Origin of the sequence: Streptomyces cinerochromogenes (assembly GCF_014648635.1) — a bacterium.
Classification (GTDB): Bacteria; Actinomycetota; Actinomycetes; order Streptomycetales; family Streptomycetaceae; genus Streptomyces; species Streptomyces cinerochromogenes.
Window position 1 is genome coordinate 91,883 of sequence record NZ_BMRM01000007.1, and the last position, 24,327, is coordinate 116,209.

Annotated in this window: 20 protein-coding genes; 16 read left to right on the forward strand and 4 right to left on the reverse strand. The window is 72.8% G+C overall.

The annotated features are described in order from the left end of the window. Positions 1–92 precede the first annotated feature (92 nt). Complete coding sequence (locus IEZ20_RS15465; RefSeq protein ID WP_189298646.1) at positions 93–578, forward strand: DUF6099 family protein; 486 nt, start codon at positions 93–95, stop codon at positions 576–578. 36 nt (positions 579–614) lie between these two features. On the opposite strand, the gene IEZ20_RS15470 is transcribed toward IEZ20_RS15465, so the two are convergent. Then, entirely contained in the window at positions 615–794 is a 180-nt protein-coding gene (locus tag IEZ20_RS15470; protein WP_189298648.1) for a hypothetical protein, read from the reverse strand. A 237-nt stretch (positions 795–1,031) separates the two neighbouring features. Here IEZ20_RS15470 and IEZ20_RS15475 point away from each other — a divergent pair, with 237 nt between their 5' ends. Then, on the forward strand, positions 1,032–1,955 hold the full coding sequence (locus IEZ20_RS15475) for an LLM class F420-dependent oxidoreductase (RefSeq protein WP_189298650.1): 924 nt from the start codon (positions 1,032–1,034) through the stop codon (positions 1,953–1,955). Between the two features lie 200 nt (positions 1,956–2,155). Here IEZ20_RS15475 and IEZ20_RS15480 read toward each other — a convergent pair whose 3' ends face one another. Next, entirely contained in the window at positions 2,156–3,112 is a 957-nt protein-coding gene (locus IEZ20_RS15480; RefSeq protein ID WP_189298653.1) for a D-alanyl-D-alanine carboxypeptidase family protein, read from the reverse strand. 161 nt (positions 3,113–3,273) lie between these two features. Between IEZ20_RS15480 and IEZ20_RS15485 the strand changes: the two genes are divergently transcribed. From IEZ20_RS15485 to IEZ20_RS15520, 8 genes are all read left to right on the forward strand, one after another. Further along, positions 3,274–4,215: a hypothetical protein gene (locus IEZ20_RS15485; RefSeq protein ID WP_189298655.1), complete on the forward strand. Its 942-nt coding sequence runs from the start codon at positions 3,274–3,276 to the stop codon at positions 4,213–4,215. Positions 4,216–4,319: 104 nt separating this feature from the next. Further along, positions 4,320–5,783 (forward strand): 3' terminal RNA ribose 2'-O-methyltransferase Hen1, encoded by a 1,464-nt coding sequence (locus IEZ20_RS15490; protein WP_189298657.1) that lies wholly within the window; start codon positions 4,320–4,322, stop codon positions 5,781–5,783. Further along, on the forward strand, positions 5,780–8,326 hold the full coding sequence (locus IEZ20_RS15495; protein WP_189298659.1) for a polynucleotide kinase-phosphatase: 2,547 nt from the start codon (positions 5,780–5,782) through the stop codon (positions 8,324–8,326). The genes IEZ20_RS15490 and IEZ20_RS15495 overlap by 4 nt, the downstream gene beginning before the upstream one ends. 202 nt (positions 8,327–8,528) lie before the next feature. Then, positions 8,529–10,376 carry a RiPP maturation radical SAM C-methyltransferase gene (locus IEZ20_RS15500; RefSeq protein WP_189298661.1) on the forward strand — a complete coding sequence of 616 codons (1,848 nt, stop codon included), beginning with the start codon at positions 8,529–8,531 and terminating at the stop codon, positions 10,374–10,376. Beyond that, positions 10,373–10,912: a DUF5825 family protein gene (locus IEZ20_RS15505; protein ID WP_189298664.1), complete on the forward strand. Its 540-nt coding sequence runs from the start codon at positions 10,373–10,375 to the stop codon at positions 10,910–10,912. The genes IEZ20_RS15500 and IEZ20_RS15505 overlap by 4 nt, the downstream gene beginning before the upstream one ends. 154 nt (positions 10,913–11,066) lie before the next feature. Continuing rightward, complete coding sequence (locus IEZ20_RS15510) at positions 11,067–11,675, forward strand: nuclear transport factor 2-like protein (RefSeq protein ID WP_189298666.1); 609 nt, start codon at positions 11,067–11,069, stop codon at positions 11,673–11,675. A 19-nt stretch (positions 11,676–11,694) separates the two neighbouring features. Further along, positions 11,695–13,233: an AbeC-like domain-containing protein gene (locus IEZ20_RS15515; protein ID WP_189298669.1), complete on the forward strand. Its 1,539-nt coding sequence runs from the start codon at positions 11,695–11,697 to the stop codon at positions 13,231–13,233. Next, on the forward strand, positions 13,230–13,982 hold the full coding sequence (locus tag IEZ20_RS15520; protein ID WP_189298670.1) for a TIR domain-containing protein: 753 nt from the start codon (positions 13,230–13,232) through the stop codon (positions 13,980–13,982). Before IEZ20_RS15515 ends, IEZ20_RS15520 begins: the two co-directional genes overlap by 4 nt. A 92-nt stretch (positions 13,983–14,074) precedes the next feature. On the opposite strand, the gene IEZ20_RS15525 is transcribed toward IEZ20_RS15520, so the two are convergent. Then, positions 14,075–14,989: a macro domain-containing protein gene (locus IEZ20_RS15525; RefSeq protein ID WP_229896082.1), complete on the reverse strand. Its 915-nt coding sequence runs from the start codon at positions 14,987–14,989 to the stop codon at positions 14,075–14,077. Positions 14,990–15,027: 38 nt separating this feature from the next. On the opposite strand from IEZ20_RS15525, the gene IEZ20_RS15530 reads away from it, so the two are divergent. From IEZ20_RS15530 to IEZ20_RS15545, 4 genes are all read left to right on the forward strand, one after another. After that, positions 15,028–16,452, forward strand: coding sequence for an AfsR/SARP family transcriptional regulator (locus IEZ20_RS15530; protein WP_189298672.1), 1,425 nt, complete (start codon positions 15,028–15,030; stop codon positions 16,450–16,452). A 175-nt stretch (positions 16,453–16,627) separates the two neighbouring features. Further along, positions 16,628–17,851 (forward strand): arginine deiminase, encoded by a 1,224-nt coding sequence (locus tag IEZ20_RS15535; protein WP_189298674.1) that lies wholly within the window; start codon positions 16,628–16,630, stop codon positions 17,849–17,851. Positions 17,852–17,914: 63 nt separating this feature from the next. Beyond that, the gene (gene argF, locus IEZ20_RS15540) at positions 17,915–18,937 is read left to right on the forward strand and encodes an ornithine carbamoyltransferase (RefSeq protein ID WP_189298676.1); all 1,023 of its coding nucleotides are present in this window, start codon (positions 17,915–17,917) and stop codon (positions 18,935–18,937) included. Between the two features lie 110 nt (positions 18,938–19,047). Then, positions 19,048–20,496, forward strand: coding sequence for an amino acid permease (locus IEZ20_RS15545; RefSeq protein WP_189298678.1), 1,449 nt, complete (start codon positions 19,048–19,050; stop codon positions 20,494–20,496). Here IEZ20_RS15545 and IEZ20_RS15550 read toward each other — a convergent pair. Beyond that, positions 20,456–20,908 carry an ATP-binding protein gene (locus IEZ20_RS15550; RefSeq protein WP_189298680.1) on the reverse strand — a complete coding sequence of 151 codons (453 nt, stop codon included), beginning with the start codon at positions 20,906–20,908 and terminating at the stop codon, positions 20,456–20,458. The two genes, IEZ20_RS15545 and IEZ20_RS15550, sit on opposite strands and share 41 nt — an antisense overlap. Positions 20,909–21,200: 292 nt before the next feature. Here IEZ20_RS15550 and IEZ20_RS15555 point away from each other — a divergent pair, with 292 nt between their 5' ends. Further along, positions 21,201–22,028 (forward strand): enoyl-CoA hydratase family protein, encoded by an 828-nt coding sequence (locus IEZ20_RS15555; RefSeq protein WP_189298682.1) that lies wholly within the window; start codon positions 21,201–21,203, stop codon positions 22,026–22,028. Between the two features lie 6 nt (positions 22,029–22,034). Next, positions 22,035–24,302: a bifunctional salicylyl-CoA 5-hydroxylase/oxidoreductase gene (locus tag IEZ20_RS15560; RefSeq protein ID WP_189298684.1), complete on the forward strand. Its 2,268-nt coding sequence runs from the start codon at positions 22,035–22,037 to the stop codon at positions 24,300–24,302. The last annotated feature ends 25 nt before the right edge of the window (positions 24,303–24,327 follow it).

Genomic DNA, 24,327 nt, shown 5'->3' on the forward strand with positions numbered 1-24,327 from the left:
CGCCCCATGGACCCTCACTCTGGGTAGTGAAGCAGAGAGTTCAGACAGTCGGCGGCCGTGCGGACGGCGCGGCGGAGGGACGGGGGCACCACATGGATGCGGTACGGCTGATCCTCACGAGCAGGCGAGCCCTGGCGGGCGGCGCCGACACGGCGGAGATGATGGCGGAGGTCTGGCAGGCCCAGGCCCTGGCCCAGGCGATCGGGAGCCGGCTCGCGGTCTCCGGCCCCCCGGAGCTGCGGGGCGAGGCGCTGGGTCTGACCGAGCTGGCGGGCCGCGGCTGCGGCGTCCTGGACCCGCCCGAACTCGACCCCGGCGACCTGCGCGCCGCCCAGCTGACCCGGCTGGACGACACCCGGGAGACCCTGCTCTGCCTCGGCGGGCTGCTCGGCGAGGTCGGCATGGCCCTGGTCGGCATGGCCAGCGCGGCGGCCGACGAGACGACGTACTGGCAGTGCATGGAGGCCATCGACGCGGCCGACGAGTCCCGCGACCGCGTGCTGGAGATGCTGCGCAAACTGGCGGCCCGGGAGGAGCTGTTACCGGAGGACGTCCAGGACAGCCCCTCCGGCGTGTGAACGGGACAGGGGAGTGCCGCCCGCCGGTGAGCCGGCTCAGTCCGTCTCGCCCGCCGTCTCCCGTGCCGCCGTCTCCCGTGCCGGCGTCCCCGCCTGCAGGTCCGCCAGGGCCGACAGGTCCGCGTTCAGTGCCGCCATCAGCTCCTCCATCTGCTCCAGCAACCCCTTCGGCCGCCCGGCGGCGGCATTCTGCCGGGGCACGGACTCTTCGGACATGACGGCCTCCTCGGCCCCCGGCCCGGCCGGGCCGGCGCGGTGACGCGCGACGGGGGACACCGTCCGGCGCGGGCGCCGGACGGTCCGGCTCCGACGGCCCAACGATCATCGCCGGGGCCGGTCACTGGCCCGGGGCGAGGCCCGCGCGCCGGGCGGACGAATTTCACCCGACCGGGCAGGGCCGCGCCGGGCGGTACCGACGCGCCGGACGCGGCCGGCGCCGTGCAGGATAGGTGTATGGACCTTCGAATCTTCACCGAGCCCCAGCAGGGGGCTACGTACGACACCCTGCTCACCGTGGCGAAGGCCACCGAGGACCTCGGGTTCGACGCCTTCTTCCGTTCCGACCACTACCTCCGCATGGGCAGCGTGGACGGGCTGCCCGGCCCCACGGACGCCTGGATCACCCTGGCGGGCCTGGCCCGCGAGACCAAGCGCATCCGCCTCGGCACCCTGATGACCGCCGGCACCTTCCGCCTGCCCGGCGTGCTCGCCATCCAGGTCGCCCAGGTCGACCAGATGTCCGGCGGCCGGGTCGAACTCGGCCTCGGCGCGGGCTGGTTCGAGGAGGAGCACAAGGCGTACGGCATCCCGTTCCCGAAGGAGAAGTTCGCGCGGCTGGAGGAGCAGCTCGCGATCGTCACCGGCCTGTGGGCGACCGAGGCCGGCAAGACCTTCGACTTCCACGGCACGTACTACGACCTCACCGACTCGCCGGCCCTGCCCAAGCCCGCCCAGAAGAAGGTGCCGGTGCTCATCGGCGGCCACGGCGCGACCCGTACCCCGCGGCTGGCCGCCCGGTACGCCGACGAGTTCAACATCCCGTTCGCCTCGGTCGAGGACAGCGCGCGGCAGTTCGGCCGGGTCCGGGACGCCGCGGTGGAGGCGGGCCGGGACGCGGACGAGCTGACGTACTCGAACGCGCTCGTCGTCTGCGTCGGCAAGGACGACCAGGAGGTCGCCCGCCGCGCCGCCGCGATCGGCCGTGAGGTGGACGAGCTGAAGGCCAACGGGCTGGCCGGCTCCCCGGCCGAGGTCGTCGACAAGATCGGCCGGTACGCCGAGATCGGCTCCCGGCGGATCTACCTCCAGATCCTGGACCTCGGCGACCTGGACCACCTGGAGCTGATCTCCGCCCAGGTCCAGTCGCAGCTGTCGTGACCGACCGTCAGTAGGCCGGTCCCCGCCCGGGTCCAGTCGCAGCCGCCGCCGTGGCCGGCCGGCGGCGGACCGGCCCCCGCCCGGCCGTGCGAGGCTGTGACCGGACCGGTGGCTTCCACCACGGCTCCGGCCGGGCGGCCCTGCCGGAGCCGCCCGGGGGACGGCGACCGCCCGCTCGGTACCTGCCGGTACCGGCCCGGTCAGCCGCGCTGGCTGAAGCCGTAGTCGAGGATCTTCGCCGCGTCCTTGAAGCGCTGGTCCGGCGAGGTGTCCGCGAGCAGGGTGCCGACGACCGTCTTGGAGCCGCGTGTCGCGGCGAACACCAGGCAGAACTTCGCCTCCGGCCCGGAGCCGGTCTTCACGCCGATCGCGCCCCGGTAGGAGGTGAGCAGCTTGTTGGAGTTGCTCCACGGCTTCATGGCGTGGGTGCCGCCGCCGGGCTGGTACGACTTCATGTCGTCGTAGACCTTGGTGCCGACGACCTTCTTGAACGTCTTGTTCTTCAGCGCCGTCCCGGCCAGCTTGGCCAGGTCCCGCGGCGAGGAGTAGTTCTTCCCGTTGGACACCCCGTCGAAGGAATCGAAGTGGGTGTTCTTCAGGCCGAGTTCCCGCGCCTTGCTGTTCATCTTGCCGATGAACGACTTGGTCCGCTGCGCCGTCGTCGAGCCCGTGCCGTAGGTGTCCGCCAGCGCGTAGGCCGCGTCGCAGCCGGAGGGGAGCATCAGGCCGTACAGCAGGTCGCCCACCGACATGGAGTCGCCGAGGATCAGGTTCGCGCTGGAGTAGCGCTGGACGTGCGTCGCCGGGTCGATGACGTAGTCGGTGTACTCCTTCTTGATCTTGACCTTCTTCTTCAGGTCCACGTTGCGCTGGGACAGCACCACCAGCGCCGTCATGATCTTCGTGGTGGAGCCGGTCCGCAGCTGTCCGTCCGGCGCCTTGCCGAACAGCTGCTTGCCGGTGGCCGCGTTCAGGGCGAACGCGCCCTGGGCCGGTACCTGCGGCGCCGCCGCGGCGGAGCGCGGGGCGGAGACCGCGGACGGCGCCGCGGCCGCCTGGGCGGGAGCGGTCGCGAGGACGCCCGCGCCGAGGACGGCTCCGGCCGCCGTCACGACGGCGGCGGTTCTGCGGGCACGGAAGCCCTTGTCGTGGGTCATGGTTCCCCCTTCGGTCAGTGGTCAGTTGACGGGGGCTCACTCCATCAGGTCCGGGCCCGCGCGGCCGTAACGGAGATCACATGGGTCTCCTGTGAACACCATGTGGCGGAACTGTGGCTTCCATCACAGCGTGCATGATCTCCGGCTGGTCCTATGGCCGGGTGCGTAAAATCCTCCCCCTCGCTCTGACCGGCCTGCTCGCCGTGTCCGCGTGCCAGTTCGCCGGCGGCGACGACCCCGACGACGAGGCCCACCGCCTCAACACCATGAAGTCGTTCCCGCTGAGCGCCTACCTGCCGGACGCGGAGTCCGGTGACGCAAAGGCCGTCGGCACGGCGCAGTGGATCCTCGCCAAGCAGTGCATGGTCCGGCTCGGCTTCACCGGGTTCAAGACGCTCAGCCTCAGGACCGTCGAGTCGACCTACCCGGTCCGGCAGGGCTCCCTCGCGGTCAGCAGCGGGGTCGGCGACGACAGCCCGTACGGGGTGGACGATCCGGACCTGGCGGCCGAGCACGGCTACCGCCACCCGCGGCAGGACGCGTCCGGCACCCAGCCGATGGAGTGGCCGGCGGACCAGTACGCGGCCCTCACCGGCTCCTTCGAGTCCGGCGAGAGCCACCGGGCGCACGGCAACCCCGTGCCGGAGAAGGGCTGCATGGGCGAGGCGCTCCGGAAGATCTACGGCCCCGAGCCCAAGTCCACGAAGGTCGGCGGGATACGGCTCAGCGGCTACTACTCGCTCGCCGTCCAGTACTGGTACCAGGCGCACAAGGAGGCGAGGAAGGACCGCGCCTGGAAGAAGGCCGACCGCGCCTGGTCGGACTGCATGAAGGAGAAGGGCTTCCGCTACCCCGACCCGGACGAGGCGTCCACCGACACCGACTGGTTCCGTGGCGACCGGCCGTCGGCGAAGGAGAAGGAGACCGCCGCCGCGGACGCGCGGTGCAAACTCGACACCCGCTACATCCAGACCGTGCACGCCGTCGAGAGCCGCGCGCAGAAGTCGGCCGTCACCAGGAACAAGAAGGCGCTGGACGCACGGCGGGCCGCCGACGAGCGGGCCATGGCGAACGCCCGGAAGATCGTCGACGAGCGGTCCTGAGCGACCGGCCCGGCGGCCGGTCCCGGGCGGCGACTCCCGCGAAAGGCCGGGTCTCCGCGGAAAACCAGTGGTCAGGGGGGTCGGGACCCAGGAGACTCGACAGCATGTTCCTGACGATCTCCACCACCGGCACGGCCGTGAACCCGGCCACCGACCTGGGGTACCTGCTGCACAAGCACCCGGACAACGCGCAGGCGTTCTCCACCTCGTACGGCACGGCGCACGTCTTCTACCCCGAGGCGGACGCCGAGCGGTGCACGGCCGCCCTGCTGCTGGAGATCGACCCGGTCGCGCTGGTCCGCCGCGGGAAGGGCAAGGGCCGCGGCGGCGCCCCGGACGCGGCCCTCGCGCAGTACGTCAACGACCGCCCCTACGCGGCCTCCTCGCTCCTCGCGGTCGCGCTCGGCAACGTGTTCTCCAGCGCCCTGCGCGGGGTGTGCACAACCCGCCCGGAACGGGCCGCCGCCCCGCTGCCGCTGCGCGTGGAGGTGCCGGCGCTGCCCGCACGCGGCGGCCCGGACCTCGTACGACGGCTCTTCGAACCGCTCGGCTGGGCTGTCGCCGCCGACCCCGTGCCGCTCGACACCGCCTTCCCGGAGTGGGGCGACTCGCGGTACGTCCGGCTCCTGCTGGAGTCGGACCGGCTGACCCTCGCCGAGGCGCTGCGCCACCTGTACGTGCTGCTGCCGGTGCTGGACGACGCCAAGCACTACTGGGTCGCCGCCGACGAGGTCGACAAACTGCTGCGGGCCGGCGAGGGCTGGCTGCCCGAGCACCCGGAGCAGAAGCTGATCACCAGCCGCTACCTCGCGCGCCGCTGGTCGCTGACCCGGCAGGCGATGGAGCGGCTGGAACTGGTGCGGCTCGCCGAGGCCGACGACAGCGAGGTCGAGGACATCGACAACGCCGTCGAGGCCGAGACCGGGACGGAGGAGAAGCCCGCCCCGCTCGCCGTGCAGCGCCGGGAGGCCGTCACCGAGGCGCTGCGGGCCGCGGGCGCCGCCCGGGTCCTCGACCTCGGCTGCGGACAGGGCCAGCTGGTGCAGGCGCTGCTCAAGGACGTGCGGTTCACCGAGATCGTCGGTGTCGACGTGTCGATGCGCGCCCTGGCCGTCGCCGCCCGACGGCTGAAGCTGGACCGCATGGGCGAACGGCAGGCCTCCCGCGTCAAGCTTCTCCAGGGCTCCCTCGCCTACACCGACAACCGGCTCAAGGGCTACGACGCCGCCGTGCTCAGCGAGGTCGTCGAACACCTCGACCTGCCCCGGCTGCCCGCCCTGGAGTACGCCGTCTTCGGGCACGCACGCCCGCGCACGGTCGTCGTGACCACCCCGAACGTCGAGTACAACGTCCGCTGGGAGAGCCTGCCCGCCGGCCGTGCCCGGCACGGCGACCACCGGTTCGAGTGGACCCGCGAGGAGTTCCGCACCTGGGCGGCGGCCGTCGCCGGACGGCACGGGTACGAGGTCGCCTTCACCCCCGTCGGTCCGGACGACCCGGAGGTGGGCCCGCCCACCCAGATGGCGACATTCACGATCAGCACCGAGAAGGAGGCGAAGGCGGCATGACCGAGACCCGGCACAAGGGACGGGTCCTCCCCGTCACCGACCTCTCCCTCGTCGTCCTCGTCGGCGCCTCCGGCTCCGGCAAGTCCACCTTCGCCCGCCGGCACTTCAAGCCCACCGAGGTGATCTCCTCCGACTTCTGCCGCGGCCTGGTCTGCGACGACGAGAACGACCAGGGCGCGACCCGGGACGCCTTCGACGTCCTGCACTACATCGCCGGCAAGCGGCTGGCCGCCGGCCGCCGCACCGTCGTGGACGCCACCAGCGTGCAGCAGGACAGCCGCCGCCGGCTGATCGAGCTGGCGAAGAAGTACGACGTGCTGCCCATCGCCATCGTGCTGGACGTACCGGAGGAGGTCTGCGCCGAGCGGAACGCGGCCCGCACCGACCGGGCGGACATGCCCCGCCGGGTCATCCAGCGGCACATCCGCGAACTGCGCCGCTCGCTGCGCCACCTGGAGCGCGAGGGCTTCCGCAAGGTGCACGTGCTGCGCGGGGTCGAGGAGGCCGAGCACGCCACCGTCGTCACCGAGAAGCGCTTCAACGACCTGACCCACCTCACCGGCCCCTTCGACATCATCGGCGACATCCACGGCTGCTCCGCCGAACTGGAGGCCCTGCTGGCCGAGCTGGGCTACACCGACGGGGCGCACCCCGAGGGCCGTACCGCCGTGTTCGTCGGCGACCTGGTCGACCGCGGCCCGGACAGCCCCGGCGTGCTGCGCCGCGTGATGTCGATGGTGAAGTCCGGCAACGCCCTGTGCGTGCCCGGCAACCACGAGAACAAGTACGGCCGGTACCTCAAGGGCCGCAAAGTCCAGCACACCCACGGGCTCGCCGAGACGATCGCGCAGATGGAGGGCGAGAGCGAGGAGTTCAAGGCCGAGGTCCGGCAGTTCCTGGACGGACTGGTCAGCCACTACGTCCTGGACGGCGGCCGGCTCGTGGTCTGCCACGCCGGCCTGCCCGAGAAGTACCACGGCCGCACCTCCGGCCGGGTCCGCTCGCACGCCCTGTACGGCGACACCACCGGCGAGACCGACGAGTTCGGACTGCCGGTGCGCTACCCGTGGGCGGAGGACTACCGGGGCCGGGCAGCGGTGGTCTACGGCCACACACCCGTGCCCGAGGCCACATGGCTGAACAACACCATCTGCTTGGACACCGGTGCCGTCTTCGGCGGCAAGCTGACCGCGCTGCGCTGGCCCGAGCGCGAGCTGGTCGACGTACCGGCCGAGCGGGTCTGGTACGAGCCGGCGCGGCCGCTGCGCACCGAGGCGCCCGGCGGGCAGGACGGCCGGCCGCTGGACCTGGCGGACGTGCACGGCCGGCGGGCCGTGGAGACCCGGCACGCGGGCATGGTGGCGGTCCGCGAGGAGAACGCGGCGGCGGCCCTGGAGGTCATGAGCCGCTTCGCGACCGACCCGCGCCTGCTGCCGTACCTGCCGCCGACCATGGCACCCGTGGCGACCTCGCAGGCCGACGGCTACCTGGAGCACCCGGAGGAGGCGTTCGCGCAGTACGCGCGGGACGGGGTCGCGCGGGTCGTGTGCGAGGAGAAGCACATGGGCTCGCGGGCGGTGGCCCTGGTGTGCCGGGACGCGGAGACGGCACGCAGGCGCTTCGGGGTCGGGGGAGGGCCCACCGGGTCCCTGTACACCCGTACCGGGCGGCCGTTCTTCGACGACCAGCAGGTGACCGAGGAGATCCTCGGCCGGCTGCGCTCGGCGGTCGGGGACGCCGGGCTGTGGGAGGAACTCGGCACGGACTGGCTGCTGCTGGACGCCGAGCTGATGCCGTGGTCGCTGAAGGCCTCGGGGCTGCTGCGCGGCCAGTACGCGGCCGTCGGCGCCGCCTCCGGCGCGGTGTTCCCGGGTGCGCTGGCCGCCCTGGAGGCCGCCGCCGCCCGCGGTGCGGACGTCGGCGGCCTGCTCGGCCGGCAGCGGGAACGCGCCGCCGACGCCGCCGCGTTCACGGACGCCTACCGCCGCTACTGCTGGACCACCGAGGGCCTGGACGGGGTCCGGCTGGCCCCGTTCCAGCTGCTGGCGGTCCAGGGCCGCAGCCTCGCCGCGCTCCCGCACGACGAGCAACTGGCCCTGATCGACCGGCTGGTGGAGCACGACGGCACCGGACTGCTGCAGACCACCCGACGGCTGTACGTCGACACCGGCGACCCCGAGTCGGTCCGCGCGGGCGTCGACTGGTGGCTGGAGATGACCGGCCGGGGCGGCGAGGGCATGGTCGTCAAGCCGCTCGGCGCGCTGGTCCGGGGCCCGGAGGGCCGGCTGGTGCAGCCCGGCGTCAAGTGCCGGGGCCGCGAGTACCTGCGGATCGTCTACGGCCCCGAGTACACCCGGCCGGACAACCTCGACCGGCTGCGCCGGCGGTTCCTGAACCACAAGCGGTCCCTGGCGCTGCGCGAGTACGCCCTCGGCCTGGAGGCCCTGGACCGGCTCGCCGACGGGGAGCCGCTGTGGCGGGTGCACGAGGCGGTGTTCGGGGTGCTGGCACTGGAGTCGGAGCCGGTCGACCCGCGGCTGTGAGCACGCCCCCACCGCGCCGTCACGGCGCGCCCTTGTGCCGCACACACGCTGTCCATATGGTGGACCGCCGTGCGGCACAAGGGTGTCGGCACGCCGTGAGGGGAGTGGCGGGCGTGGAGATCAAGAAGGTCGTGGTCCGGGAGGACCGGCGGAGCACCACCCGCCGGCCGGCGATCCTGGAGAAGCGGCCGACCCGCTGAGCATGCGCGTCCACCTGGTCACGATGCCGTGGCACCCCCTCGATCTGCCCTCGCTGCAACTGGGCCTGCTCCACCGGATCGTGCGGCGGGCCCGCCCCGGCGACGAGGTCACCGAGTTCCACGGCTCCCTGCGCTGGGCGGAGTTCCTGCTGGAGCACTCGGGCGGCCGGCTGACGCCCGGCGACTGCGTGGAGGTCGGCAGCGACGCGATCTTCCACGGCCTCGGCGACTGGGTCTTCTCCGGCGCCCTCTACGACGACCCCGGCTGGGGCACGGCCCGGCTGCGGGACTACGCGGCCGGCCGGGGCGTCCCCGTCGGCACCGCGCTGGCGATGCGCCCGTACGCGGCCGGCTTCGTCGACGCCTGCGCCACCGAGATCCTGGCGGCCGACCCGGACGTGGTCGGGTTCACCAGCACCTTCATGCAGAACGTCCCCTCCCTCGCGCTGGCCCGTGCGCTCAAACGGAGACGCCCGGGGCTGACGGTCGTCTTCGGCGGCAGCAACTGCGACGGCCCCATGGGCCACGCCCTGCACCGCAACCACCCCTTCGTGGACCACGTGGTCCGCGGCGAGGCCGAGTACGCCTTCCCCGCCCTGTTACGCCACCTCGCCGCCGGTACCGACCCGGTGGACGTGCCCGGCCTGTGCTGGTGGGACGGACCGGTGTCACGGGCCAACACGGAAACCCGCCGGACCGTGGCCCCGGCCGACATACCCTCGCCCGACTACGACCAGTGGCAGGCAGCCCTGGACGCCTCCCCGGTCCAGGAGTACCTCCACCCGAAGCTGGTCGTGGAGGGCGCCCGGGGCTGCTGGTGGGGCGAGAAGCACCACTGCACCTTCTGCGGGCTCAACGGTTCCGCCATGGCCTTCCGCGCCAAGCCGGGGGAGCGGCTGTGGACGGAGATCGACCGGCTGGTGCGCCGCCACCGCATCCTCGACGTGGTCACCGTCGACAACATCATCGACATGGCCTACTTCCGCGACTTCCTGCCCCGCGTGGCCGCCAGCGGCTGGGACCTGCGGCTGCACTACGAGGTCAAGTCCAACCTCACCCCGGCCCAGCTCCGGCTCCTCGGCGACTCCGGCACCGTGCACATCCAGCCCGGCATCGAGAGCCTCGGCAGCCGCGTCCTGGACCTCATGGACAAGGGCGTCACCGGCGCCCGCAACGTGCGCACGCTGCGCGAGTGCGAGAACCACGCCCTCACCTGCTCATGGAACCTGCTCTACGGCTTCCCCGGCGAGCGCGACGACGACTACACACCGGTCATCGACCAGCTCCCGGCGCTTGTCCACCTCCAGCCGCCGAGCGGCGCCCACCGCATCCAGCTGGAGCGGTTCAGCCCGCACTTCACCGACCCGGACCTCGGCTTCGGCAAGCGCCGCCCGGCCGCGATGTACCAGCACGTCTACGACCTGCCCGAGGACGAACTCGCCGATCTGGTCTACCTGTTCGACACCGAGCCCGCGGGGATCGGCGGCGCGGTGGAGCGGCGGCTGCGGGAGGCGGTGGCCGCCTGGCGGGCCGGGCACGCGGACTCCCGGCTGCTGTTCGAGGAGGACGGCGCCGAGCTGCTGGTGCACGACCGGCGGCACGGCCGGCCCCCCGCCACCCACCGCTTCACCGGCTGGCAGGCCGCGGCCCTGCGCCACCTGGAGGACGGCCGGACGGTACCCGCGCTGCACCGGCTGCTGACCGCCGGCGGCCACGAGGTGCCGGGGGAGGCCCTGGAGACCTGGGTCCGGCGTGCCGTCGGACGGGGCCTGCTGTTCCGCGACGGCGCCACCTGCGTCTCCCTGCCGACCTGGGGCGAGCCGGTCCGGCTGCCGGAGGGGTCCGGATGAGCGGGCCGGACGGCGGCGTGCCGCACCGGCGCACCGGGCGCCGGGTCGAGGCCACCGCGCCCCTGGACCTGAGCGGGGCGGGGCGCGCGACGGCGGAGGCGGTGCGGTTCCTGCGCGAGTGCCAGGGCCACGGCCTGAGCGTGCGCTGGCGGGCCGCCGGCACCCCGTCGTACGACCCCGCCCTGCTGCGCCATCTGCCGCCGCCCGTCGAACTCCCCGCGGACCCCGGCGCGCTGGAAGCCTGGCGGACGGAGCACACCCACGGCGTCCTCTACCACCGGCGCGGCCCGGACTTCGTCACCGTCCTGGACCGCAGGCGCCGGGGTACGGCCGTCCGGCTCACCCTGGACCACCCCGGCCTGCTCGGCACGTTCCTCCGCCTCCTGGAGCCGACCCCCGTGGCCGTGCTGGACCCGGTGGGACGGGAGGCGCTCGCGCTGCTCACCGCCGAGCGGCTGGTGCTGGCCTGCGGCGGCTGGGCGGTGACGCTGCCCCCGCGCATCCGCCGGTGGCCCGTGCCCTGCACCGCGATCTGAGCCGCCCGGCGGGCGCGTGAGGGCCCCGGCGGGATCGGAAGCGCATCGGAAGCGCGAAACCGGCTCCCGGCCGACGGATGTCGGGCAGAGTGACTGTCGTCATACCGACGGCACAAGCGAGACCCCGGCGCTCTGCCGGGAGTTGCGAGGAACCATGAACGGCACCTACGAGCCGCCGAGCCTGTTACCCGCCGGCGGACAGGAGCGCACGCACGCACTGCTCATCGCCGGCATCCCCCTTCTGCTGATCCTGCTCATAGCCGTCGTGTCCCACCTGTCCTCGGACGACGGCGACGTCAGCCCGCCGGGGTACGGCACGATGCCGTCGGCACCCGGCTACGGGACACAGACGTCGGACGTGTACCCGTCGTACGGGACGGAGACGTCGGACGCGTACCCGTCGTACGGCACGGAGACCACGGACGCGTACCCGTCGTACGGAACCGAGACCACCGCGGAGACGACGTACGGCACGTCCGGTCCCGCCGACACGGTGACCGCGTTCTTCGACGCGATCAACCGGCGCGACTACGACAAGGCCTGGGAACTGGGCGGCAAGAACCTCGACGCGTCCTACGGCTCGTTCGTGGCGGGCTTCACCACCACCGAGCGGGACGACGTCACCATCACCTCGGTCGACGGCGACACGGTCTCGGTGAACCTCCTCGCCCAGCAGACCGACGGCACGCAGAAGTCGTACAGCGGTCAGTACACCGTGGTCGACGGGACCATCACCCAGGCCTCGATGACCTCGGCCGACTGAGCAGAGCGGAGCAACCACCATGTCGACCGACACCGTCACCGTCACCGCTCCGCCGAACGCCACGAGCGACGCCACCCGGCTGCTGTGCGCCGGCACCTACTTCGACCCGGTGTACCGCACCGCCGTCATCCGCGAACTGCTGACCCACCGGTACCGGGTGGTCGCACCGTCGTACGGGTACGACGCGGTCCCCGTGCTCGCCCACGCCCTGGCGGCGCGCCGGCTGCAGCGCGTGCGGCTGGCCGTCCTCGCGGCGGGCGCCGTCCTCACCTGGGTGCTCATGGCCGTCGGCTTCCTGAACGGGTTCACGGCGGTGCTCGTGCTGCTGTGGCTGCTGTGGGCCACCGCGTACTTCCGGCGCCTCGTCACCCTCCAGTTGCTGGTCAGCCGGCTGCGGCCGGGCACCGGCACCCCGGGCGCGACGAGCGGGTTCGACGGCGCGTACCCCGAGCACCCCGAGCTGACGTCCGACCTCGTGAGCAAGATCAAGCGCGAGCAGGCCTCCGACGGCACCGTGGTCCGCTACGGCGGCTACAAGCCCTTCGTGGGCGCCGGCGAGCAGGTGCGCCGCTGGTCCAACGCCGAACTGCTGATCGGCGCGCCGCTCCCCGTGTTCGACGGACAGCCCGTGCCGGGCGCCCTCCCGGTTCCGGGCGTGAACGGCCTGGAGCCGAAGCGCAAGGAGGTCATCCCCTTCACCGTCGAGGAGATGACCGAGTACGTCGCCGGCCGCATGGCGGCCCGGCTGCGCGACCAGACCCGGCCGGAGGAGAGGATCGACGGGCTCGCCGTCGAGGAGAGCACCTTCACCACGGCCGTCACGACGCTCCGCGGGGTGACGGAGCCGACCCTGGACCAGCTCGACGGCCCCAGGGACGACACCTACGACGCGGGACGGTCGTACCTGTGCATCCGGGTCGGGTCCTGGGACCAGGAACTGGTCACCACGGCGTTCGTGGGCTTCGACCTCAAGGGCAACACCCTGCACAGCGAGTTCTACTCGTACGTGCTGGGGCCGATCAAGAAGAGCTTCCGGCTCGTGGACCGGCTGCCCGCCGCCCTGGACGGCGGGCTGCTGCTCAAACTCGCCTGGCACACCCTGAGGGGATCGTCCGGGTCCGCGGTGCGGCCCCTGCGCGGCAAGGCCGGCTCCCAGCTGTCCGAGCTGCTGCCCTGGCGCAGGAACCGGATCCGGGTGCCGCAGCCAGCCGACAGCAGCGAGTTCGGCCTCGGCCGCTACGCGGACGCCATGCTGAACCGCGGGGCCGTCACCAGCGTGCGGGAGATGGCGACCAGCGCCACCTTCCACCACTTCTTCCAGGAGACGGACACGATCAAGTACACCCAGATCGTGGAGCGCCAACTCCTGCAGACGGTCCGTGACTTCCTGTACGAGCACAACGTGGACCTGACGGAGCACGAGGCCCGCCAGACGAACATCCTCAACGCCTACGGGCACAACAACAGCTTCGTGAACGGCAACAACAACACCACCAACTCGGGTACGCAGAACCAGTTCGGCGGCTCCCAGGGCGCCAAGGGGACGGGATCGGCATGACGCACACACCCACGGGCGGCAACAGCAGCGACTACGGGAGCCGGAACGACTTCGGCAGCCGCAACAGCTTCGTCACCGGCAACGGCAACACCACCAACTCGGGCACGCAGAACTTCTACGGCACCCCTCCCGCGCCCGCCTCCGCCGGCCGCGCCCACGAGGACCAGGACCCCTCCGGCCCCTCCCCGGACCGCCGCCGCAACGTGTTCGTCGTCCACGGGCGGGACGAGGAGGTGCGGGTGAAGATGTTCGACCTGCTGCGCCTGCTCGACCTGCACCCGCTGGAGTGGGAGGACCTGGTCCGGGCCACCGGCAAGACGGCGCCCTTCCTCGGCGAGGTCGTCGCCAAGGCCCCCGACCAGGCCCAGGCGGCCCTCGTCCTGCTCACCCCGGACGACCTCGTCCAGCTCCACCCGGAGCTGCGGGGCCCGACCGAGCCGCCGTACGAGACCGAGCCGACCGGGCAGCCCCGGCCGAACGTGCTGATCGAGCTGGGCATGGTGCTGATGGCCTACCCGGAGCGCACGCTGATGGTCGAGGTCGGCGCGCTGCGCCCGATCGCCGACATCGCGGGCCGGAACGTCATCAAGTTCGACGGCTCGGAGACCGCCCTGCGCAAGATCGCCCAGCGGCTGAGGCTGGCGGGCTGCACGGTGGACGACACCCGCTCCGACTGGCTCCAGACCTGGCCGTACCGCCATCTGTCGGCGTACGGCCGCAGCGGACGGGGCGCGTCCCCGGCCCGCTGAGGCGCCCCGCTGAACCGCGGTACGGGCCCGGTGGTCGTCCACGGCCGGGGGAGGGGCCCGTACCGCTCAGCGGTGTGCGGCCGGCGGCCAGGTCAGGTGTGGCGCCGGGCGCCCGCCGCGAGGCCGGCCAGGAAGGCGCCGGTCTCCGGCAGGTCGATCCGCCCCAGCTCACCGGGGCGGACCACCACCCGCAGCTCGCGGCAGACCCGCCGCTCCCAGGAGTGCACGACGAACGACAGCAGGATCAGCCGCAGCAGGCTGTCCTCGTCCAGGTCGTGCAGCCGGGCGAGGCCCGCGCCGGTCAGCGGCATGGTGAGGCGCTCCAGCTGGCCGTGGAGGCGGACCGCGTCCCACAGCCGGCCGAGGCCCAGCCACAGGTCCTCGACGCCGGACGAGGCGACGCAGTCGTTGCCCATCCTGCTGTAGGCGACGCCGAAGACCAGGTCGGGCCGGGTGCCGAGGACGGCGACCGTACCGATCGGATACCGTGCCCGCTTGCCCCGCGGCTTGTCCCGCGGGCTCTCCCACGCCACCGGAGCCACTCCCGCCAGCGCGGCGGCCAGCTCCGCGTCCAGCCGGCCGGCGTCCCCCGCGTACCGGCGGGCGAGCAACTGTCCCTGCACACTGCCGTCGTTGATGACGACACCGTCGTCCACCAGGGTGTCGAAGGTGTCGGTGAACCCCACCACCAGATGCCCGGGCTGGTCGAACAGGTCGCCCTCCTCGACCACCACCGTCATGCCGGGACGCACGAACTCCTGCCGCACGGCGGCCTGCGGACGCGCCCGGACCAGCCCCCAGGCCAGGCACAGGGCCACCGAGGCGGCCAGTACCGGCCCGGGCCGGGAGACGACGCCCGGGAACAGCTGGCCGGCGAACTGCACGACGGCCGAGACCCCGCCGAAGGCCGCCAGCACACTGCCCGTGAACACCCGCCGCCCGCGCCACGACCGCGGGAGCCGGCGCCGGACGGAACCGGACGGCGGGCGCGAGCCGGTCAACCGCATGCTTGCCTCCAGGGGCCCTTGGTACGCTGACCGCACAGATGACGGGACGTCACGCGGCGGAGGGGGCGAGGCGCGTGCAGACCCGGCCACCGCGCGTCCGTGTGAGCGTCCTGGGTCCGGTCCGGCTGGCCGTGAACGGCACTCCGGTACACCTCACCCCGCTCACGGCACGTCTGCTGGTCCGCCTGGTCGCCGCCGAGGGCGGGACCGTGACCGCGCGCCGGCTCTACCGGGACGTCTGGCAGCAGACCGTGGACCTGCCCCACCAGGACCTGCGCAACCGCAACGAGGTGCAGAAGCGGATCCTGGAGCTGCGGCGCGCCTTCGACCGGGCCGGGGCGGGCCACGGCACGCGGATCGTCCGCACCGGGCAACTGCCGACCGCACGCGGGGCGGAGAGCACCTACCGGCTGGACCTGTCCGACGAGGAACTGGACAGCGCCGAGTTCACCCGCCTGGTGGGCGACGCGCTGCACGCGACACCGGCCTCGGCCGTCCGGCTGCTCACGGACGCCCTGGGGCTCTGGCGCGGCCGGCCGCTCGCCGAGGCGCAGGACGAGGAGTTCGCGGACGCCACCGTGCGGCGGCTGAACCGGCTCAGGGAGACCGCGCTGCGCGAACTGGTCGCCTGCCACACCGCGCTGGGCCGCTACGACCTCGCCCTGCCGGTGGCCGAGGAGACGGTCCGGGAGCGGCCCGACGACCCCGAGGCCGCCGCCACCCTGGCCCGGCTGAACGCCCGGCTGCGCGAGCGGCACGGCGACGAACTGCTGCGCCACACCCTGCGCGGGCTGCGGGTGGACGTCGTCGTGCTGCGCGGCGACCTGTTCGACCAGGAGGACGCCAACCTGGTCGTGGGCTTCTCCGACACCTTCGACACCTTCACCGACGACGTCGTGATCAGCCGGGAGAGCGTGCAGGGCCAGCTGGTCGACCGCCTCTTCGAGGGCCGGCACCGGCTGCTGGACGCCGCCCTGCGCCGGGGGCTGAAGGACGTCACCCCGCTGGCCACGGAGAGCGTCCGGGCCAAGCGCCGCGGCCGCCGCACCCGTTATCCCGTCGGTACGGCGGTGGCCGTCCCGGTCGGCAAGCGCCGGGTCTTCGCCCTCGCCTACTCCCGGCTGGGCAACGACCTGCGGGCCCGGTCCGCCCCAGCCGACCTGCGGCTGAGCCTGGAGCACCTGTGGCCGGCGGTCGCCCGGTACGGGCTGTTCAAACCGGTGGCGACACCGCTGATCGGCGCGGGTCTGTCCCGTCTGGTCGAACTCGACCGCACCCAGCTGCTGCTGCTGATCGTGGAGACCTTCACCCGCAGCCTCGCCCAGGATCCCGCCGTCTGTCCCGAGCTGCGCGTCGTCATCCGCGCCGACGAGCTGGAGCGGACCGACCTGTCGGCGGTCGAGGACTTCCTGCGGCGGGTGGACGAGCGGGGGCCGGCACTCCCGCCGACCGGCATCGGCTGATCTGTTCACGTCCCCAGCAAAGCCCCGCGGGCGCTTCCGCCGACAGCCTCCGCCCGCTTCCGGAGCGCTTCCGGCCCGTCCGTCCCGGGGGACGGCCGCCGGGAGCACGGGAACGCGTGGCGCGGAAACCACCGAGCGGCGGGTGAAGCGCCGCCCCGGTGGTCAGGATGGAGGCATGGGATTCCATGTCGACTCCGAGGCCGGGCGGCTGCGCCGCGTCATCCTGCACCGGCCGGATCTGGAGCTCAAAAGGCTCACCCCCAGCAACAAGGACGCCCTGCTCTTCGACGACGTGCTCTGGGTGCGCCGGGCGCGCGCCGAGCACGACGGGTTCGCCGACGTCCTGCGCGACCGCGGGGTCGAGGTCCACCTCTTCGGGGACCTGCTCGCCGAGACCCTGGCGCTCCCGCAGGCCCGCACCCTCGTCCTGGACCGCGTCTTCGACGAGAAGGAGTACGGTCCCCTCGCCACCGACCACCTGCGTGCCGCCTTCGACCGGATGACCCCGGGGGAGCTGGCCGAGGCCCTGGTCGGCGGCATGACCAAGCGGGAGTTCCTGGCCGGCCACGCGGAGCCGGTCTCGGTCCGCTTCCACGTCATGGAGCTGGACGACTTCCTGCTCCCCCCGCTGCCCAACCACCTGTTCACCCGGGACACCTCGGCGTGGATATACGACGGCGTCTCCATCAACGCCATGCGCTGGCCCGCCCGGCAGCGCGAGACCGTCCACTTCGAGGCGATCTACCGGCACCACCCGCTGTTCCGTGACGAGACGTTCCACGTGTGGTCCCGGGGGCAGGCCGACTACCCCTCCACCATCGAGGGCGGTGACGTCCTGGTGATCGGCAACGGCGCCGTGCTGATCGGCATGAGCGAGCGCACCACCCCGCAGGCCGTGGAGATGCTGGCGCACAAGCTGTTCGCGGCCGGCTCGGCGCGCACCATCGTCGCGCTCGACATGCCCAAGCGGCGCGCCTTCATGCATCTCGACACGGTGATGACCATGGTCGACGGCGACACCTTCACCCAGTACGCGGGCCTCGGCATGCTCCGCTCGTACACCATCGAGCCGGGGGTCGGCGAACGCGAGCTGAAGGTCACCGACCACCCCCCGGAGCACATGCACCGCGCGATCGCCGCCGCGCTCGGCCTCGGTGAGATCCGGGTGCTGACCGCCACCCAGGACGTGCACGCGGCCGAGCGCGAGCAGTGGGACGACGGCTGCAACGTGCTCGCCGTCGAACCCGGTGTCGTCGTCGCCTACGAGCGGAACTCCACCACCAACACGCATCTGCGCAAGGAGGGCATCGAGGTGATAGAGATCCCGGGCAGCGAGCTGGGCCGGGGCCGGGGCGGTCCGCGGTGCATGAGCTGTCCCGTCCAGCGAGACGCCGTATAGAAATGTGAAGGGTCGTATAGACTTCCATAGTCCCCCGTAGTCGTACCCCTGGAGCGTCCCGCCATGGCGACAGTCCCGACCGCCCTCGCCGGCCGCCACTTCCTCAAGGAGCTGGACTTCACCGAGGAGGAGTTCCGCGGCCTGGTCGAGCTGGCAGCCGAGCTGAAGGCCGCCAAGAAGGCCGGGACCGAGACGCCGTACCTGCGCGGCCGGAACATCGCGCTGGTCTTCGAGAAGACCTCGACGCGCACCCGCTGCGCGTTCGAGGTCGCCGCGGCCGACCAGGGCGCCCACACCACCTACCTCGATCCCGCCGGCTCGCAGATCGGGCACAAGGAGTCGGTCAGGGACACCGCCCGGGTGCTCGGCCGGATGTTCGACGCCATCGAGTACCGCGGGGACAGCCAGGCCAAGGTCGAGGAGCTGGCCGCGCACGCCGGCGTGCCCGTCTACAACGGCCTCACCGACGACTGGCACCCCACCCAGATGCTCGCCGACGTGCTCACCATGACCGAGCACAGCGCCAAGCCGCTGCGGAAGATCTCCTTCGCCTACCTGGGCGACGCCCGCTTCAACATGGGCAACTCCTACCTGGTCACCGGCGCCCTGCTCGGCATGGACGTCCGGATCGTCGCCCCGAAGACCTACTGGCCCGCCCCGGAGATCGTCGACCGTGCCCAGGCGCTCGCCGCCTCCAGTGGCGCCCGCGTCACGCTCACCGACGACGTCGCCGAGGGCGTCGCGGGCGCCGACTTCGTCGCCACCGACGTCTGGGTGTCCATGGGCGAGCCGATGGAGGTGTGGGACGAGCGGATCGCGGCCCTGGCCCCCTACGCCGTGACCATGGACGTGCTCCGCGCCACCGGCAACCCGGACGTGAAGTTCCTGCACTGCCTGCCGGCCTTCCACGACCTCGGCACCACCGTGGGCCGGCAGATCCACGCGACCCACGGCCTCACCTCGCTGGAGGTGACGGACGAGGTCTTCGAGTCCGCCCACTCCGTCGTCTTCGACGAGGCCGAGAACCGCCTGCACACCATCAAAGCGGTGCTGGTGGCCACACTCGCCCGGGAAACCCTTGCCTGACCCGCCTCACCAGGCCTTATCCTGACCGGCGGCCCGGAACCACCCATTCCGCGGCCGTCGCCGCGCCGGCACGACCGGCGCCCGCACCACCAGAAACGAGCACCACCCGCATGCCCGCTCCCCGCATCAAGTCCCCGCACCTGCTCGTCGCCGAATCCGGAGCCGACCGCGAGGGCCACGGCCTGAAGCGCACCATGGGCCTCTTCCAGCTCATCTGCTTCGGCGTCGGCGCCATCGTCGGCACCGGCATCTTCGTCGGCCTCTCCGACTCCGTCGCCCAGGCCGGCCCGGCCGTCGTCGTCTCCTTCGTCCTCGCCGCGATCACCTGCGTCTTCACCGCCCTCTCCTTCGCCGAGCTGGGCGGCGCGATCCCGGTCTCCGGCTCCTCGTACTCCTTCGCCTACGCCGGCCTCGGCGAGTCCACCGCCTTCCTCGTCGGCTGGTGCCTGCTGCTGGAGTACGGCATCTCCATCTCGGCCGTCGCCGTCGGCTGGAGCGAGTACGTCAACGAGCTGCTGCACAGCCTCACCGGCGTCCAGCTGCCGGCCGCCCTGTCCGCGGGCCCCGGCGACGGCGGCGTCGTCAACCTGCCCGCCGTGCTCGTCATCGCCATGGCCTCCGTGCTGCTGGTGCGCGGGGTGCGGGAGAGCGCCCGGGCCACGGCCGCCATGGCCGCCGTGAAGCTGGTGATCCTGCTCGCCTTCTGCGTCATCGGCTACAGCGCCTTCAAGGACGGCAACCTCACCCCGTTCTCCCCGGCCGGACTCGGCGGCATCGGCGCGGGCACCACCGCCGCGTTCTTCTCCTACATCGGCTTCGACGCGATCACCACCGCCGGCGAGGAGGCGAAGAACCCGCGCCGGGACATCCCGGTCGCGATCCTCGTCTGCATGGGCCTGGTCACCCTGCTGTACTGCGCGGTCGCGCTCGCCGCGATCGGCGCCATCGGCGGCGACCAGGTCGCCGGCCGCCCCGCCGCCCTGTCCTACGTCGTCAACGAGGTCACCGGCTCCGCCGTCGGCGGCGGTGTCATCGCCTTCGGCGCGGTCGTCGCCATCGCCTCGGTCGTCCTCGCGGTGATGTACGGCCAGACGCGCATCCTGATGTCGATGTCCCGGGACGGCCTGATCCCGCGCGTCTTCGAGAAGGTCTCCCCGCGGACGTCCACGCCGGTCGCCGGCACGCTGATCGTGGCGGTCGTCTTCGCGGTCCCGGCGGCCTTCGCCTCCCTCGACGCCGTGATGAACCTGTGCACCATCGGCACGCTCGCCATCATGGCCGTCGTCAACATCGCGGTGATCGCCCTGCGCCGCCGCGAACCGGGCCTCGCCCGCAGCTTCCGGGTGCCGCTCTACCCCGTGGCCCCGCTGCTCGGCGTCGCCTTCTGCCTGTACCTGATGTACGAGACCGGCTGGCGGACCTGGCTCCAGTTCGCCGTGTTCCTCGCGGTGGGCCTGCTGGTCTACGCCGCCTACGGCCGCCGGCACTCCACGCTCGCCACGGCCGCGCCGGACGAGGTCACACCGGCCGCCGCTGAGCGGGAACCGCAGGCAGTCTGAACCACACCGCCTTGCCCGACGGGGTGGGGCGGTGACCGCAGGAGGAGCTGAGGGCGCGGATCAGCAGCAGCCCGCGCCCGCCCTCCTGCCAGACGTCGGGCTCCTCGACCACCGGCCGGGTCAGATGGCCGGGCGGCGCCGGGTCCGGGTCGTGCACCTCGACCTGGCAGCCGGTCGGCGCGAGCTCCACCACCAGCTCGATCGGGCCGCGCCCGGCGGTGTGCTCCACCGCGTTGGCCACCAGTTCGGCGGTCAGCAGCTCCGCCGTGTCGCAGTCGGCCGCGTGCTCCACCTCGGTGAGCGCCGTGCGCACCAGGGCACGCGCCACGGGCACCGCCGCGGTGGTGTGCGGCAGCGCGATGCGCCAGGAGGCCGATGCGGAAGGGCGTTCGTGCAAGGCGAGTCCGTTCATGGAGCAGGCTGTCCTGCTTTCGACTGTAGGAATGGTACGGGCCCGGCCACCGCGGACCGGCGGCGGGCTTCGCCCGGGACCCCCGTCCCGGTACCGGCGGCCTACCCGGCCGGGCGCCCCGCCTCTCCTGCGCGCCCCCACTGTTACGGCGCTGTCGACAACCGGTGACCGAGTGACGGAACCCGGCCGGTCACGCCCGTCTGTCGCGCCCCCGTGACGGCAGTCACAAACAAGTGATAACTTCGAGGGACAGTGCAACGTACGGCACCGCCGCGCTAGGAGGCCGCACGTCATGAGTCCCTTCACCGGTTCCGCCACCCGCACCGCCGACTGGGAGCACCTGCGGGTCCGGATCGCCGACGGGGTGGCCACCGTCACCCTCGCCCGGCCCGAGAAACTCAACGCCCTCACCTTCGGCGCCTACGCCGACCTGCGGGACCTGCTCGCCGAACTGTCCCGGGAGCGGGCGGTACGCGCCCTGGTGCTGGCCGGCGAGGGCCGCGGCTTCTGCTCCGGCGGCGACGTGGACGAGATCATCGGCGCCACGCTGGCCATGGACACCGCCCAGCTGCTCGACTTCAACCGGATGACCGGCCAGGTCGTCCGCGCCATCCGGGAGTGCCCGTTCCCGGTGGTCGCCGCGGTGCACGGGGTGGCCGCCGGCGCCGGGGCCGTCCTCGCCCTCGCGGCCGACTTCCGGGTCGCGGACCCCTCGGCCCGCTTCGCCTTCCTCTTCACCCGGGTCGGCCTGTCCGGCGGCGACATGGGCGCGGCCTACCTGCTGCCCCGGGTCGTCGGCCTCGGCCACGCCACCCGCCTGCTCATGCTCGGCGACCCGGTCCGGGCCCCCGAGGCCGAGCGCATCGGCCTGGTCAGCGAGCTGGCGGAGGAGGGCCGCGCGGACGAGGCGGCCGCCGAACTGGCCCGCCGCCTGGCCGACGGCCCGGCCCTGGCCCACGCCCAGACGAAGGCGCTGCTCACGGCCGAACTGGACATGCCGCTGGCGGCCTCGGTGGAGCTGGACGCCTCCACCCAGGCCCTCCTGATGAACGGCGAGGACTACGCCGAGTTCCACGCGGCCTTCACGGAGAAGCGCCCGCCGAAGTGGCAGGGAAGGTGATTCCTCATGCGCGTGGCGGTCATCGGCGGCGGCCCCGGCGGGCTCTACGCGGCAGCCCTGCTGAAACGCCTCGACCCCGGCCGTGACGTCACCGTCTGGGAGCGCAACGCCCCCGACGAGACCTTCGGCTTCGGCGTGGTCCTCTCCGACGAGACCCTCGGCGGCATCGAACACGCCGACCCCGTCGTCCACGAGGCGCTCCGGCAGGACTTCGTCCGCTGGGACGACATCGACGTCGTGCACCGGGGCGTACGCCACCGCTCCGGCGGGCACGGTTTCGCCGCGCTGGGCCGGCACCGGCTCCTGGCCATCCTGCACGAACGGTGCCGCGCACTCGGCGTGCGGCTCGTCTTCCGTACCGAGGCCCCCCACCCGGACGTCCTCTCCGCCGAGTACGACCTCGTCGTCGCCGCCGACGGTGTGCACAGCCCCACCCGTGAGACATACGCCCATGTGTTCCGCCCCCATGTGGCCGAACACCACTGCCGCTACATATGGCTCGCCGCCGACTTCGCCTTCGACGCCTTCCGCTTCGAGATCGCCGAGACCGAGCACGGCGTGATGCAACTGCACGGCTACCCCTACGCGGCCGACGCCTCCACCGTGATCATCGAGATGCGCGAGGAGGTCTGGCGGGCGGCCGGACTCGACGAGCTCCCCCCGCGGGAATCCGTCGAACGCTGCGCCAAGGTCTTCGCGGAGGCCCTCCGCGGACGCCCCCTGCGCTCCGACAACAGCGCCTGGACCACCTTCCGCACGGTGGTGAACGACCGCTGGTCGCACGGCAACACCGTCCTGCTCGGCGACGCCGCCCACACCGCCCACTTCTCCATCGGCTCCGGCACCAAGCTCGCCGTGGAGGACGCCCTCGCCCTCGCCGCCTGCCTGCGCGAACAGCCGGACGTACCGAGCGCGCTCGCGGCCTACGAGGAGGAGCGCAAACCCGTCGTCGCCTCCACCCAGCGGGCCGCCCGGGCCAGCCTGGAGTGGTTCGAGAACCTCCGGCTGTACCTGCGCCAGCCGCCCCGCCAGTTCGCCTTCAACCTGCTCACCCGCAGCCGCCGCGTCACCCACGACAACCTGCGGCTGCGCGACGCCCGCTTCACCGGGGCCGTGGAGCGCGAGTTCGGCTGCCCGCCCGGCACGCCCCCCATGTTCACGCCGTTCCGGCTGCGCGGACTGACCCTGCGCAACCGGGTCGTGGTGTCGCCGATGGACATGTACTCCGCCACCGACGGCGTCCCCGGCGACTTCCACCTCGTCCACCTGGGCGCCCGCGCCCTCGGCGGGGCGGGCCTGGTGATGACCGAGATGGTGTGCGTCAGCGAGCAGGGCCGGATCACCCCCGGCTGTGCCGGCCTCTACACCGGGCGGCAGGCCGAGGCGTGGCGGCGCGTCGCCGACTTCGTGCACCGCCAGGCCCCGGGCACCGCGATCGGCGTCCAGCTCGGGCACTCCGGCCGCAAGGGCTCCACCCGACTGATGTGGGAGGGCATGGACGAACCGCTGCCCACCGGCAACTGGCCCCTCGTCGCCGCTTCCCCGCTGCCGTACCGGCCGGGCGGCCAGACCCCGCGCGAACTCTCCCGCGCCCAGCTCACCGATATCCGCGAGCAGTTCGCGGCCGCCGCCTGGCGAGCCGCCCGGGCCGGCTTCGACCTGCTCGAACTGCACTGCGCCCACGGCTATCTGCTCTCCGGCTTCCTCTCCCCGCTCACCAACCGGCGCACCGACGCCTACGGCGGCCCGCTGGAGCGGCGGCTGCGCTTCCCGCTGGAGGTCTTCGACGCCGTACGCGGGGTGTGGCCGGCCGAGCGGCCGATGACCGTGCGGATCTCGGCCACCGACTGGACGGAGGGCGGGACGAGCGCCGAGGACGCCGTCGAGATCGCCCGGGCCTTCGCCGCGCACGGCGCCGACGCCATCGACGTCTCCACCGGGCAGGTGGTCGCCGAGGAGCGAGTGGAGTTCGGGCGGTCGTACCAGACGCCGTTCGCCGACCGGATCCGGCACGAGGTCCGCGTCCCGGTGATCGCGGTCGGTGCGATCTCCTCCTGGGACGACGTCAACTCCCTGATCCTCGCGGGCCGTACCGACCTGTGCGCGCTGGCCCGGCCCCACCTGTACGACCCGCACTGGACCCTGCACGCGGCGGCCGAGCAGGGCTACGAGGGCCCGGGCGTCACCTGGCCCGCTCCCTACCGGGCCGGCAGCCGGCCGCCGAGGACCGGCCGCACCGACGCCCCCAAGCCCCGGCTCTCCCTCGGCGGCTGAGGCCCGCCGCCCCGGCGGCCGAGGG

Bases quoted from the DNA above. Each gene is read 5' to 3' on its own strand.
- IEZ20_RS15560 (WP_189298684.1), top strand. From the start codon at position 22,035: ATGCGCGTGGCGGTCATCGGCGGCGGCCCCGGCGGGCTCTACGCGGCA.
- IEZ20_RS15525 (WP_229896082.1), bottom strand. From the start codon at position 14,989: ATGCGGTTGACCGGCTCGCGCCCGCCGTCCGGTTCCGTCCGGCGCCGG.
- IEZ20_RS15475 (WP_189298650.1), top strand. From the start codon at position 1,032: ATGGACCTTCGAATCTTCACCGAGCCCCAGCAGGGGGCTACGTACGAC.
- IEZ20_RS15470 (WP_189298648.1), bottom strand. From the start codon at position 794: ATGTCCGAAGAGTCCGTGCCCCGGCAGAATGCCGCCGCCGGGCGGCCG.
- IEZ20_RS15520 (WP_189298670.1), top strand. From the start codon at position 13,230: ATGACGCACACACCCACGGGCGGCAACAGCAGCGACTACGGGAGCCGG.
- IEZ20_RS15515 (WP_189298669.1), top strand. From the start codon at position 11,695: ATGTCGACCGACACCGTCACCGTCACCGCTCCGCCGAACGCCACGAGC.
- IEZ20_RS15550 (WP_189298680.1), bottom strand. From the start codon at position 20,908: ATGAACGGACTCGCCTTGCACGAACGCCCTTCCGCATCGGCCTCCTGG.
- IEZ20_RS15505 (WP_189298664.1), top strand. From the start codon at position 10,373: ATGAGCGGGCCGGACGGCGGCGTGCCGCACCGGCGCACCGGGCGCCGG.
- IEZ20_RS15465 (WP_189298646.1), top strand. From the start codon at position 93: ATGGATGCGGTACGGCTGATCCTCACGAGCAGGCGAGCCCTGGCGGGC.
- IEZ20_RS15500 (WP_189298661.1), top strand. From the start codon at position 8,529: ATGCGCGTCCACCTGGTCACGATGCCGTGGCACCCCCTCGATCTGCCC.
- IEZ20_RS15530 (WP_189298672.1), top strand. From the start codon at position 15,028: ATGACGGGACGTCACGCGGCGGAGGGGGCGAGGCGCGTGCAGACCCGG.
- IEZ20_RS15510 (WP_189298666.1), top strand. From the start codon at position 11,067: ATGAACGGCACCTACGAGCCGCCGAGCCTGTTACCCGCCGGCGGACAG.
- IEZ20_RS15555 (WP_189298682.1), top strand. From the start codon at position 21,201: ATGAGTCCCTTCACCGGTTCCGCCACCCGCACCGCCGACTGGGAGCAC.
- IEZ20_RS15535 (WP_189298674.1), top strand. From the start codon at position 16,628: ATGGGATTCCATGTCGACTCCGAGGCCGGGCGGCTGCGCCGCGTCATC.
- IEZ20_RS15480 (WP_189298653.1), bottom strand. From the start codon at position 3,112: ATGACCCACGACAAGGGCTTCCGTGCCCGCAGAACCGCCGCCGTCGTG.
- IEZ20_RS15545 (WP_189298678.1), top strand. From the start codon at position 19,048: ATGCCCGCTCCCCGCATCAAGTCCCCGCACCTGCTCGTCGCCGAATCC.
- IEZ20_RS15495 (WP_189298659.1), top strand. From the start codon at position 5,780: ATGACCGAGACCCGGCACAAGGGACGGGTCCTCCCCGTCACCGACCTC.
- IEZ20_RS15490 (WP_189298657.1), top strand. From the start codon at position 4,320: ATGTTCCTGACGATCTCCACCACCGGCACGGCCGTGAACCCGGCCACC.
- argF (WP_189298676.1), top strand. From the start codon at position 17,915: ATGGCGACAGTCCCGACCGCCCTCGCCGGCCGCCACTTCCTCAAGGAG.